Source organism: Streptomyces sp. TRM64462 (assembly GCF_013362995.1).
Classification (GTDB): domain Bacteria; phylum Actinomycetota; class Actinomycetes; order Streptomycetales; family Streptomycetaceae; genus Streptomyces.
Window position 1 is genome coordinate 24,810 of record NZ_JABWDV010000411.1, and the last position, 11,474, is coordinate 36,283.

Below are 11,474 nucleotides of genomic sequence, written 5' to 3' on the forward strand. Positions count from 1 at the left end.
CCCGCCCCGGGGCTTTCCCGTTCCGGACGGAACCTAGAGGGAGTACCTGACGTTCGCGATGTGGACCGGGCTCATGCTCTTGACCCGGATCTCCAGCATCGACGCGGTGTTCTTGGGCCACGAGACCTTGCCGCTGCCGCTCTTGCCGCAGCCGATCGACTGCCACTTCGGCTTGGGGTCCCGCGCCTGGGCCATCCGGCCCTGAACGCAGGCGGACTGGTTGGTGCCGGCCTGGACGGACCATGACACCTTGATGTAGCCCCGCCAGCTCCCGGACGGGCTGGTGTAGGAGCACGACTTCGAGGTCTTGCCCCACTTGTACGGAATACCGGTGGCGGTGCCGCTGCAGAGCGCCCGCGCTCCCATCGTGACGGCCGTTCCCGTCGACGCCGTCTCGGCCGCTCCCGCCGGTGTGGCCACGAGAGTCGGCACCAGCATGAACGGCGCCAGGATCGCCATGCGCCTTCCGGTCTTCACCGTCTTCACGGCATGCGTCTTGAGCATTGCTTCCCCCTTGCGAGATGCACGGTGAGTCGTCGGTCCTGGTCAGGAACCGACACCTGCACGCTAGCAATGCCCAGACCGAAAGAGCCTCAACTGATCCTCAATTTACGGGTGTCGCGCCCGGATCGTTCCGCGGCTCCGCGGCTCAGGGGCAGGTGGACGTCGACTGGCCGCGGATGTAGGCCGCGCCCCAGTCCTCGACCTTCACGTACGCGGCGGACTTTCCCCGCCGGTCGTAGCGCACATGCCACTTCTTGGCCGGGGCGTGCAGCTCGACCAGGTAGCACCATCCGGCGTCCACCCGGAAGACGTCCCAGTCCTCGCCGTTGGGTGTGTGCGCCCCGTTGCTGAGCCCGTAGGACGAGCCGGAGAAGCAGCCGGTGCTCCACGATCCGGTGGTGCCCCAGTCGCAGGTCCAGTTGCGGAAGGCGGTCGCGTAGACGCCGGAGTAGTTGTAGGTCTGCGAGCAGCCGGCCCAGCTGCAGGATCCTCCCGCGTACGCCTGCGGCGCGGGGGACAGCACGGCCAGCCCCGCCCCCGCCGCGAGCACCGCCACCGCTTTCGTCATCCACCGTGTGACCTTGGTGCGCATCGGTTCCCCCTCGAGGTCGGGCCCATGCCAGTCCTGTTCGGCGGGGAGAGTATGGCGGGACGGTCGAGGAACCGGAAGAGTGCGCGCACGGCCGGATCGCCGGGCGGGTGGGTGGCCCCGTGGCCCCGCCCCCGGGTGGGGGCGGGGGCCTGGCGGCGGGTTACTTCTTCGGCAGCCAGGTCTTCCAGGTGGCCTCGTTGGCCTTGACCCACTTCTCGGCCGCAGCCTCCGGGGACAGCTTCTGGTCGGCGATCATCGCGGCGACCTCGTTCTGCTGGTCGGCGGTCCACTTGAAGTTCTTCAGGAACTGGGCCGCGTCCCCGCCGTCCTTGGCGAAGTCGGCGTTGAAGTACTTCTGCAGCGACGTCTGGGCATAGCCGCAGGCGACCTTCTTCGCGTCGGCGTCGCAGCCCTCCTTGTACTCGGGCAGCTTCACCTCGACCAGGTCGACCTGCGCGTTCAGCCACTGCGGCGTCCACCAGTAGGTGATGAACGGCTTCTGGGCCTTGTAGTTCTCCTTGATCTGGGTGATCTGGGCGGCCTCGGAACCGGCGTAGACCGTCTTGTAGTCCAGCTTCAGGTTCTTGATGATCGCGTCGTCGTTGGTGGTGTACGACGGCGAGCCTTCCAGGAGCTGGCCCTTGTCGCCACTCTCCGCGGTCTTGAAGAGGTGGCTGTACTTGTTGAGGTTCTTCCAGTCCGTGATGTCCGGGTGCTTGTCCGCCAGGTACTTCGGCACGAACCAGCCGATGTGACCGACCACGCCGAGGTCGCCGCCGGCGACGACGGACTTCTTGTCGTCGACGTACAGCTTGATCTTGTCCGGTGCGCCGCCCCAGTCCTCCAGAACGGCGTCGACCTTGCCGCTGTTGAGGCCGTCGATGGCGACGGACTCGTCGAGCTGCGTGAGCTTGACCTCGGTGTCGAGCTCGGTCTCCAGGATGTGCTTGGCGACGGCCGCGTTGGCCTCGGCGCCGACCCAGGAGGGCACCGCGATGGTGACGCTGCCGGAGCCGCCGCCGCTGCCCGACGAGGAGTCGGTCTTGGCGGCGCCGCAGGCGGTCAGGCCGGTGAGGCCGAGGACGACGGCGGCGGCCGTGGCGGTGCGGACGAGGTTCTTTCTGGTGGTGTTCATGTGAGGGTGTCTCTCATTTCGGGCGGGCAGGGGTCTGCCGGGGGGAGGGGGGAAGGGGGCGGGGGCGGGGGCGGGAAGTGCTAGTGCGTGCTGGGCCGCTTGCCGGTGCGCTGTGTGGCGCGGTCCAGGACCAGGCCCAGCAGCACGATCGCGACACCGGCGCTCAGGCCGATGCCGAGCTGGCTCTTCTGGAGGCCGTAGACGACGTCGTAACCGAGCGCGCCCGAGCCGACGAAACCGCCGACGATGACCATGGCGAGCACGAGCACCACGCCCTGGTTGAGGGCGAGCATCAGCGCGGGGCGGGCCAGCGGGAGCTGCACCTGGCGGATCTGCTGGAAGGTGGACGCGCCCATGGAGCGGGCCGCCTCCAGCGTCGACGCGTCGACCTGGCGCAGGCCCTGCACGGTGATCCGGACGACGGCGGGCAGCGCGTACAGCACGGCCGCGGCGACGGCGGCGGCCCGGCCCACGTTGAACAGGGCCACCACCGGGATCAGGTAGATGAACTGCGGCAGGGTCTGCATGGTGTCCAGGACCGGGCGCAGTACGCGTTCCAGCAGCGGCACCCGGGCCGCCGCCACGCCGATCGCGAATCCGAGGGCGAGCGTGACGACGACGCCCGCGATGGCCTGGGACAGCGTGTCCAGGGAGTGGCCCCACAGGGAGCCGTCCGCCACGGCGATCACGCCGACGCCGGCCATCGCCAGGGCCGCGGTGCACATCGCGCCCCAGCCGCCCGCGAGCAGCGCGCACGCGGCGACCAGCAGGACCAGCAGCCACCACGGCGTGGCGGTCAGGCCGTCCCGGAGCGGGTTGAGCACCCACAGGGTGAAGCCGTCCGCCCAGGCGCGGGTGCCGCCCACGACGGGTACGCCCTCGGCCAGGTGGCCGGTGAACCAGTCCACGGCGCCGTTGACGGGCGGGGCGATGTCCACCTTCCATGTGTCGGGCCACTCGGCGATCAGCAACAGCCACCCGGTCACGCTCAGCGCCACGCCCGAGACGGCCGTGCCGGCCCAGGCGCGCCAGCCGTGCAGCCAGCGGGAGCCGGCGGGGTCCGCGCCCTCGCCGAGCCGCTCGCCGGCGGCGGACGTCACACGGTCAAGCCAGACGGCCAGCAGCACGATCGGGATGCCCGCGGCGAGCGCCCCGCCGACGTCGACGGTGGACAGCGCGCGGAACACCTCCTCGCCGAGGCCGCCGGCGCCGATCACCGAGGCGATGGTGACCATGGACAGCGCCATCATGATCGTCTGGTTGAGGCCGAGCAGGATCTCCTTGCGGGCCAGCGGCAGCCGCGCGGTCAGCAGCCGCTGCACCGGGCTGGTGCCCATCGACTCGGCGGCCTCCATCACCGACGGGTCGGCGCCGCGCAGGCCGAGCGCGGTCAGCCGGGCCATCGGCGGGGCCGCGTAGATGATCGTGGCGATCAGCGCGGACGGCACACCGATGTCGAACAGCAGCACCAGCGGCAGCAGGTAGGCGAACGCCGGCATGATCTGCATGGTGTCCAGGGCCGGCCGCAGGATCCGCTCGAAGCGGTCCGACAGGCCCGCGCCCAGGCCGAGCAGCGCGCCGATGACCGCCGCGACGGAGACGGCGACCGCCATGAGGGCGAGCGTCTCCATGGTGGCCTGCCACATGCCGAGCACGCCGCTCACCGCGAACGCGGCGAGGGTGACCCCGGCGAGCTTCAGGCCGCGCTTGTCGCGCAGTCCGCCGACCCGCCAGGACACCAGCACGGCGGCCACGGTCACCGGGAACCAGCCGATGCCCTCCAGGAGGCCGGTCATCCAGGCGACCGAGTCGTCGGACCAGTTGCTCACGTGCAGCAGGAAGTAGAGGAAGACCGGGTTGCTGTCGCGGTTATTGACGACCCAGCTGTAGACGTCGTCCAGGGGTTCCTGGACGTTGAAGGTCAGCTCGGACGGCCAGGTTCCGCTGCCCCACAGCACGGCGGCGAGCGGCACGAGGACGGCCGCGGCGACGGCCAGCGGCAGGAGGCGGCGCACCAGCGGGTGGGCGGGCAGCCGGGCGCGCCAGCCGGCGGTGGCGGCCTCCCGGGCGTGCTCGGCGTCCCCGGCGTCCCCGGCGTTCTTCGCCGGGGCGGCCTGCGTCGAGGCGGCCTGCGTCGAGGCGGCCGCGGCGGACGCGCTGTCCGTGTCCTTCAGCACCGCGGCCTCCTCCAGCTCGGGTCTCTCGGACGGGGGCGTGGGGGCGGTCGTCGCGGTCATGCCGCCGCCTTCCCCAGGGGGACACCGGCAACGACCGACAACAGCCCCTGGTGGTCGACGACGCCGAGGCACTCGCCGTCCTCGACGACACAGGCCGCCCGGCCGCTGCGGGCGACGGTCTCGATGGCGCCCGACACGACCGTGTCGGGAGAGAGCGCACCCGGGTGCTCCGGGCCGCCGCAGTCCCCGGCCCGCATGGCGGTGCGTACGGTCATGACCTGCTCGCGCGGCACGTCGCGGACGAAGTCCCGTACGTAGTCGTCGGCGGGCGCGCCGACGATCTCCTCGGGCGTGCCGAGCTGCACGACCCGGCCGTCCCGCATCAGGGCGATGCGGTCGCCGAGGCGCAGGGCCTCGCTGAGGTCGTGGGTGATGAAGACCATGGTGCGGCCCTCCTCGCGGTGGAGCCGGACCACCTCTTCCTGCATGTCGCGCCGGATCAGCGGGTCGAGCGCGCTGAACGGCTCGTCGAACAGCAGCACCTCGGGGTCGACGGCGAGCGCGCGCGCCAGGCCGACGCGCTGCTGCTGACCGCCGGAGAGCTGGCCCGGCCTGCGGTGCTCCAGGCCCTCCAGGCCGACCTTGGCGACGAACTCGGCGGCCTTGGCGCGGCGCTCGGCGCGGCCCATGCCCTGGATCTCCAGGCCGTACGCGACGTTGTCGAGGACGGTGCGGTGGGGCAGCAGCCCGAAGTGCTGGAACACCATGGCGGCGCGGTGCCTGCGCAGCTCGCGGAGCCGGTTCTTGTCCATGGCGAGGACGTCCTCGCCGTCGATCTCCAGCGTGCCGGACGTCGGCTCGATGAGCCGGGTCAGACAGCGGACGAGCGTGGACTTGCCGGAGCCGGACAGGCCCATGACGACGAAGACCTCGCCCTTGCGGACGTCGAAGGAGACGTCCCGTACGGCGGCGGTGCAGCCGGTGCGGGCGCGCAGTTCGGTCTGCGAGAGCGCGGTCAGGGCGGGGTCGCCCGGGATGCGGTCGGTCTTGGGGCCGAAGACCTTCCACAGGTTGCGGACGCCGAACACGGGGGTGCCGGAGGCAGGGGTACCGGAGGCGAGGGTACCGGAGGCGGGGGTGGTCGTACTCATCGGACCTCACCGCCCAGCAGCTCGGCGGCCTTCTCCCCGACCATGAGCACCGTCACCATCGGGTTGACGGCGGTCATGGTCGGGAACACGGAGGCGTCGGCGATCCGGATGCCGTCCAGGCCCCGCACCTTCAAGTCGGGGGTGACGACCGCCAGTTCGTCGTCGACGGCGCCCATCTTGCAGGTGCCGGCCGGGTGGTAGACGGTGTGGGCGACCTTGCGGGCGTACTCGCTGAGCTCCTCGTCGCCGGTCACCTCGGGCCCGGGGCAGACCTCGCGCTTGAGCCAGCCGGCGAGCGGCTCGGCCTTGGCGATCTCGCGGGCGATGCGGATGCCGTCGACGAGGGTGCGGGCGTCGTAGTCGTCCTCGTCGGTGAAGTACCGGAAGTCCAGGGCCGGCTTGACCCGCGGGTCGGCGCTGGTGAGGTAGAGGCGGCCGCGGCTGCGCGGCTTGGGTATGTTCGGCGTCATCGACACGCCGTGCGCGGGCTTCTCGTAGCCCAGGCGCTCCGGGTTGTCGGTGAACGGGATCTGGTAGAAGTGGAACATCAGGTCGGGGCCCGGCTCGTCCGGGTCGCGGCGGACGAAGAGTCCGGCGTCGCTGTCCATCGCCGAGTTGTCCGGGATGGGGCCGTCCGTCTCCCAGACGATCACCGACTCGGGGTGGTCGAGCAGGTTCTCACCGACACCCGGCAGGTCGACGGCGACGGGAATGCCGAGCGCCTCCAGGTCCCGCTTCGGGCCGATGCCGGAGTGCATCAGCAGCCGGGGCGTGTCGACGGCGCCGGCGCACACGACCACCTCGCGGCGGGCCGTCAGCAGCGTCTCGGTGCCGTCGGCGGCGCGCACATGGACGCCGCGGGCCCGGGTGCCGTCGAGTTCCAGCCTGTACGCCCAGGTCTCCAGCAGGATGCGGAGGTTCGGGCGCTCGTCCATGACCGGGTGCAGATACGCGACGGACGCGGACGACCGCTTGTTGTTCTCCGGGTGGTACGCCAGGTCGAAGAAGCCGACGCCCTCGTGGAACGGCTTCTTGTTGAAGCCCTCGACGCGCGGCACGCCGAGCGTCTTCTGCGCGGCCTCGACGAAGTCGCGGGCGATGGCGTTCCGGTCCTTCTCGTCGACGGGGACGATGTTGTTGAGGAGCCGGTCGTAGTACGGGTCCATCGCGGACGCGTCCCAGCCGTCGGCGCCGGCCTCGGCCCACTCGTCCCAGTCCGACGGGAGCGGCTTGAACGAGATGAGCGTGTTGTGCGAGGAGCAGCCGCCCAGCACACGGGCGCGGCTGTGCCGGATGTGGGAGTTGCCGCGCGGCTGCTCGACGGTCGGGTAGTCGTAGTCGAGGTCGCCGCCGAGGAGGCCGAGCCAGCGGCGCAGCGTGAGGACGTCGGGCCGGTCGCGGTCGTCGGGGCCGCCCTCGACGACGGCGACGGTCACGTCCGGGTCGGCCGTGAGGCGGTGGGCGATGACGGAGCCGGCGGTGCCGCCGCCGACGATGACGTAGTCGTACTCGGTGCTGGTCGCGGTATGAGGGGTATGAGTGCTCATGGTGTGTTTCCTGCGTCCGTTCCGTGCGCCGTTCAGCCCTTGAACCAGCGCACGGGGCGCGGGGCGAGGTTCTGGTAGACGTGCTTGCTCTCGCGGTACTCGGCGAGGCCGGCGGGGCCGAGTTCACGGCCGATGCCGCTCTTGCCGAAGCCGCCCCACTCCGCCTGCGGGAGGTACGGGTGGAAGTCGTTGATCCAGACGGTGCCGTGCCGCAGACGGCCGGCGACGCGCCGGGCGCGGCCCGCGTCGGCGGACCAGACGGCTCCGGCGAGCCCGTACTCGGTGTCGTTGGCGAGGGCGACGGCCTCGTCCTCCGTACGGAACGTCTCGACGGTCAGGACCGGGCCGAACACCTCCTCGCGGACGATCCGCATGCCGCGGTGGCAGCGGTCGAGGACGGTGGGCCGGTAGAACCAGCCGTCGGCCAGCTCGGCTTCGGCGGGGCGTTCGCCGCCGGCGCGCAGCACGGCGCCCTCGGCGAGTGCGGACGACACGTAGTCCTCGGTACGGGCGAGCTGCTGCGGCGAGACGAGCGGGCCGCACTCGACGCCGGGGTCGGTGCCGCGGCCGATACGGATCTTCTCGGCGCGCCGGGCGAGTTCGGCCACGAACCGCTCGCGCAGGGACTCCTCGACGATGAGGCGGGAGCCGGCCGAGCAGACCTGGCCGCTGTGGATGAACGCGGCGTTCAGCGCCTGGTCGACGGCCGTGTCGAAGCCGTCGGCGGTGGCGCAGGCGTCCGCGAACACCACGTTCGGGTTCTTGCCGCCCAGTTCGAGCGCGACCTTCTTGACGCTGTCGGCGGCGGCGCGCATCACCTTCGTACCGCTGACCAGGCCGCCGGTGAAGGAGACCAGGTCGACGTCGGGGTGCTCGGCGAAACGGGCGCCGACGGGGTCGCCGGGGCCGGTCACGATGTTGGCGGCACCGGCCGGGAGCCCGGCCTCGGCGAGCAGCCGGACCAGGGCGACGGTGCTGAGCGGGGTGATCTCGCTCGGCTTGATGACGAACGTGTTGCCCGCGGCGAGCGCCGGGGCGATCTTCCAGCTGGCCTGGAGCAGCGGGTAGTTCCAGGGCGTGATGAGGGCGCACACGCCGACGGGCTCGTGGACGACCACGCTGTGGATGTCCGGTGAGCCGGCGTCGACGACGCGGCCGCCGCTCTCGTTCATGACGAGGTCGGCGAAGTAGCGGAAGGCGTCGGTCACGCAGTCGATGTCGACGCGGCCTTCCTCCAGGGTCTTGCCGGCGTCGCGGCTCTCCAGCAGCGCCATCGGCTCGCGATCGCGCTGCAGCAGGTCCGCGACCCGCCGCAGCAGCGCCGCCCGCTCGGCGACCGGTGTCCGCGGCCACTCCCCCTGGCCATGGTCGAATGCCTTGCGTGCGGCGGCGATCGCGGCGTCGGCGTCCTCGGCCCCGCCCTCGGCGACGACCGCGAAGGTCGTGCCGTCGGCGGGGTCGAAGACGTCACGGGTGGCTCCGGAGGCGGCGGCTCGCCACTCTCCGTCCACATGGATGGTGTGTTTTTCCTGTTCCGACACTTCGCGTATTGCCTTCCGTACCCGGTGCGGTCGAGACCGGCCTTGACCGGCGACCTGGGCGCCTGCCCGGGGGGTCGGAAAGCATGCGCGAAAGTGGCGCGGCTCACGTGCGGGCGAGCTCCTCGGGCTCGTCCTGGGGCTCGTACTCGGGCTCGTCCTGCACGCGGAGGCAGGCGATCCAGCGCGGCATCATCGAGTGCACGGCGAACGCGGTGAGGAGCACGGGGAACAGCACGTCCGCGAACTCGACACCGCCCAGCCGGTTCGCCAGCCCGGTCGCGACGGCGAACCCGAGGAGCGCGCCGCCCGTGAACCGGTGGCCGAGCGCGCGGGCCCGGTCGCGCTCGGCGCGCTGCCGCTCGTCGAGCATGTGGGCGCGCAGTTCGAACAGGCCCCGCGTCGCACCGTTGATCACGCCCATGGCCACGGCCCACGGCGGCAGCAGGGCGAGCAGGGCGAAGAGCGGCCACAGCGCGTCACCCAGGAAGGTGGCGAGTAGCGCCGCCAGGTATCCGGCGGTCAGCAGGACGTGGGCGGCCACCCAGGCACGGCGGCGGGCGGCGGTGGCGTGCAGCGGTGCGCCCTCGGGCCGGTTCATGAGCGCGTACATGCGCCGGTCGTGGCGCGTCGCGGTGGTCGTGCGAGTGCTGATGCCGGTGCTGGTGCTGGTGCTGGTCATGCGTGGCTCCCCTGGTCCCCGTGGTCCCCGTAGATCTCCGTCGTGAGCGGCTGGAACGGCTCCAGGGAGAACAGCGCCTCCACGGGGAGCCGGAAGTGGGCGGCCAGCTTCAGCGCGAGGTCGAGGCTGGGGTTGTACTGGCCGCGCTCGATGTAGCCGATGGTCTGGTAGTGGACGCCGACAGCCTCGGCGAGGGCCTGGCGGGAGACTTTCCGCTCGGCCCTGACCACAGCCAGCCTGTTGTGCACCTGCTCGCTCATATACAAGAAGTACTACATTCGATCATGGGTACGCAACACAACGCCCCGCCCCCGGCGGCATGGGCCGACCGGGGGCGGGGCGTTGCTGGAGCGGGCTGCTCGCGGCTTGGGCGCGGGCTCAGATGAGGCCGAGGGCGCGGACCGCGTCGCGCTCCTCCTTGAGCTCGTTCACCGACGCGTCGATGCGGGTGCGCGAGAACTCGTTGATGTCGAGGCCCTGGACGATCTCGTACTTGCCGTCCTTGCAGGTGACGGGGAAGGAGGAGATCAGGCCCTCCGGCACGCCGTAGGAGCCGTCGGACGGGATGCCCATGGACGTCCAGTCGCCCTCGGCGGTGCCGTTGACCCAGGTGTGGACGTGGTCGATGGCGGCGTTCGCGGCGGAGGCGGCGGAGGACGCGCCACGGGCCTCGATGATCGCGGCGCCGCGCTTGGCGACGGTCGGGATGAACTCGTCGGCCAGCCACTTCTCGTCGTTGACGACCTCGGCGGCGTTCTTGCCGGCGACGGTGGCGTGGAAGATGTCCGGGTACTGCGTGGCGGAGTGGTTGCCCCAGATCGTCAGCCGCTTGATGTCGGAGACGGCGGCGCCGGTCCTGGCGGCGAGCTGCGAGATCGCGCGGTTGTGGTCGAGGCGGGTCATCGCGGTGAAGCGCTCGGCCGGGACGTCCGGGGCGGCGGCCTGCGCGATGAGCGCGTTGGTGTTGGCGGGGTTGCCGACGACGAGCACCTTGATGTCGTCCGCGGCGTGGTCGTTGATGGCCTTGCCCTGCGGCTTGAAGATGCCGCCGTTGGCCTCCAGCAGGTCGCCGCGCTCCATGCCCTTCGTACGGGGGCGGGCGCCGACGAGGAGGGCGACGTTGGCGCCGTCGAAGGCGACGTTCGGGTCGTCCGTGATCTCGATGCCGCGCAGCAGCGGGAAGGCGCAGTCGTCGAGCTCCATCGCGGTGCCCTCGGCGGCCTTGAGGCCCTGCGGGATCTCCAGGAGACGGAGCTTGACCGGCACGTCCGCGCCGAGCAGGTGGCCGGAGGCGATGCGGAAGAGCAGCGCGTAACCGATCTGGCCGGCCGCGCCGGTCACGGTGACATTCACGGGAGTGCGGGTCATGGCGATCTCCGTAAGACAGCTGGCGGTGGGGGTTCCTGCCCCTGGTGCTGGACATCCCCTGTGATCGATCGGTGTCTCGACGTGAAGAGATATCCAGCGGTCAGGCTATCCGACCCGGCACTCCTTGAACCCCCGCCCCCTTGTGTCTCAGCTCACCCGTACGAGGGACCTCGCGTCGGGATGTCCTACGGAGGGTCAGTCGGGCGTGGTGCAGCCGTGGGTGCCGTCGCGGCGGGTCGCGCAGGCCTTCGCGTCGGCGGGTGCGGAGACCGCGACCATCGGGCTGTAGGCGTCGTCGCGGGTACGTACGGTGCCCTCCCGGGTGGTGCCGCCCGCCGAGACCTCGACGCGCTCGCCCGGGACACCGCCGACGACGCGGGCCCAGGCGGCTCCGCAGACCTCGCTGTACCGGACCTCGACGCGGGCGGCGCCGACGGACGCGGACGCCGCGGTGGTGGCGTTGCCGCCGCCGCACCCCATGGCCTCCGGGTCCTCGCCGGCGCAGTCGGCGCCGAAGCACCGGACTCCGGGCGGGAGTTGCGGGGGCGCGGTGGAGGTGGGCGGCGCGGAGGGCGACGGCGTACGGGAACCGGGGGCGCCGCCCTTGCCGGCCGCGCCGCCGCGCTCCCCGCCCAGGTCGGCGAGGAGGACCGCGGCGGCGACCACGAGCAGCGCGCCGACGGCCCCCGCGAGGAACATCAGGACCGCGTGGCCGCCCTTCCCGGGGGCGGGGGCCGCCGCCGCCCGTCCCTGCGCGGGGCGCCGTGGCACGGCGGGACC

11 protein-coding genes are annotated in these 11,474 nt (G+C 71.7%); all 11 read right to left on the minus strand.

Features of this window, described 5'->3' with window-relative positions; all coding sequences use genetic code 11:
- Positions 1-33: 33 nt before the first annotated feature.
- Positions 34-504 carry a hypothetical protein gene (locus HTZ82_RS25165; protein WP_175411691.1) on the minus strand — a complete coding sequence of 157 codons (471 nt, stop codon included), beginning with the start codon at positions 502-504 and terminating at the stop codon, positions 34-36.
- A gap of 145 nt (positions 505-649) precedes the next feature.
- On the minus strand, positions 650-1,096 hold the full coding sequence (locus tag HTZ82_RS25170; protein ID WP_217624553.1) for a hypothetical protein: 447 nt from the start codon (positions 1,094-1,096) through the stop codon (positions 650-652).
- Between the two features lie 160 nt (positions 1,097-1,256).
- Complete coding sequence (locus HTZ82_RS25175; RefSeq protein WP_175411692.1) at positions 1,257-2,231, minus strand: ABC transporter substrate-binding protein; 975 nt, start codon at positions 2,229-2,231, stop codon at positions 1,257-1,259.
- Between the two features lie 80 nt (positions 2,232-2,311).
- Positions 2,312-4,468 (minus strand): proline/glycine betaine ABC transporter permease, encoded by a 2,157-nt coding sequence (locus HTZ82_RS25180; RefSeq protein WP_175411693.1) that lies wholly within the window; start codon positions 4,466-4,468, stop codon positions 2,312-2,314.
- Positions 4,465-5,559 carry a glycine betaine/L-proline ABC transporter ATP-binding protein gene (locus HTZ82_RS25185; protein WP_175411694.1) on the minus strand — a complete coding sequence of 365 codons (1,095 nt, stop codon included), beginning with the start codon at positions 5,557-5,559 and terminating at the stop codon, positions 4,465-4,467. Before HTZ82_RS25185 ends, HTZ82_RS25180 begins: the two co-directional genes overlap by 4 nt.
- On the minus strand, positions 5,556-7,106 hold the full coding sequence (locus HTZ82_RS25190) for a GMC family oxidoreductase (RefSeq protein WP_175411695.1): 1,551 nt from the start codon (positions 7,104-7,106) through the stop codon (positions 5,556-5,558). Before HTZ82_RS25190 ends, HTZ82_RS25185 begins: the two co-directional genes overlap by 4 nt.
- A 32-nt stretch (positions 7,107-7,138) precedes the next feature.
- A complete protein-coding gene (locus HTZ82_RS25195) occupies positions 7,139-8,647 on the minus strand; it encodes an aldehyde dehydrogenase family protein (protein WP_375540860.1) in 1,509 nt (502 codons plus the stop codon).
- Positions 8,648-8,750: 103 nt separating this feature from the next.
- The gene (locus HTZ82_RS25200; protein ID WP_175411696.1) at positions 8,751-9,326 is read right to left on the minus strand and encodes a hypothetical protein; all 576 of its coding nucleotides are present in this window, start codon (positions 9,324-9,326) and stop codon (positions 8,751-8,753) included.
- Positions 9,323-9,586 (minus strand): helix-turn-helix transcriptional regulator, encoded by a 264-nt coding sequence (locus HTZ82_RS25205; protein ID WP_175411697.1) that lies wholly within the window; start codon positions 9,584-9,586, stop codon positions 9,323-9,325. Before HTZ82_RS25205 ends, HTZ82_RS25200 begins: the two co-directional genes overlap by 4 nt.
- 118 nt (positions 9,587-9,704) lie before the next feature.
- The gene (locus HTZ82_RS25210) at positions 9,705-10,694 is read right to left on the minus strand and encodes a malate dehydrogenase (RefSeq protein ID WP_175411698.1); all 990 of its coding nucleotides are present in this window, start codon (positions 10,692-10,694) and stop codon (positions 9,705-9,707) included.
- Between the two features lie 195 nt (positions 10,695-10,889).
- A partial coding sequence (locus HTZ82_RS25215; protein WP_175411699.1) for a DUF2690 domain-containing protein occupies positions 10,890-11,474 on the minus strand: 585 nt, incomplete at its 5' end.

Bases quoted from the DNA above. Each gene is read 5' to 3' on its own strand.
- HTZ82_RS25165 (WP_175411691.1), bottom strand. From the start codon at position 504: ATGCTCAAGACGCATGCCGTGAAGACGGTGAAGACCGGAAGGCGCATG.
- HTZ82_RS25170 (WP_217624553.1), bottom strand. From the start codon at position 1,096: ATGCGCACCAAGGTCACACGGTGGATGACGAAAGCGGTGGCGGTGCTC.
- HTZ82_RS25175 (WP_175411692.1), bottom strand. From the start codon at position 2,231: ATGAACACCACCAGAAAGAACCTCGTCCGCACCGCCACGGCCGCCGCC.
- HTZ82_RS25180 (WP_175411693.1), bottom strand. From the start codon at position 4,468: ATGACCGCGACGACCGCCCCCACGCCCCCGTCCGAGAGACCCGAGCTG.
- HTZ82_RS25185 (WP_175411694.1), bottom strand. From the start codon at position 5,559: ATGAGTACGACCACCCCCGCCTCCGGTACCCTCGCCTCCGGTACCCCT.
- HTZ82_RS25190 (WP_175411695.1), bottom strand. From the start codon at position 7,106: ATGAGCACTCATACCCCTCATACCGCGACCAGCACCGAGTACGACTAC.
- HTZ82_RS25200 (WP_175411696.1), bottom strand. From the start codon at position 9,326: ATGACCAGCACCAGCACCAGCACCGGCATCAGCACTCGCACGACCACC.
- HTZ82_RS25205 (WP_175411697.1), bottom strand. From the start codon at position 9,586: ATGAGCGAGCAGGTGCACAACAGGCTGGCTGTGGTCAGGGCCGAGCGG.
- HTZ82_RS25210 (WP_175411698.1), bottom strand. From the start codon at position 10,694: ATGACCCGCACTCCCGTGAATGTCACCGTGACCGGCGCGGCCGGCCAG.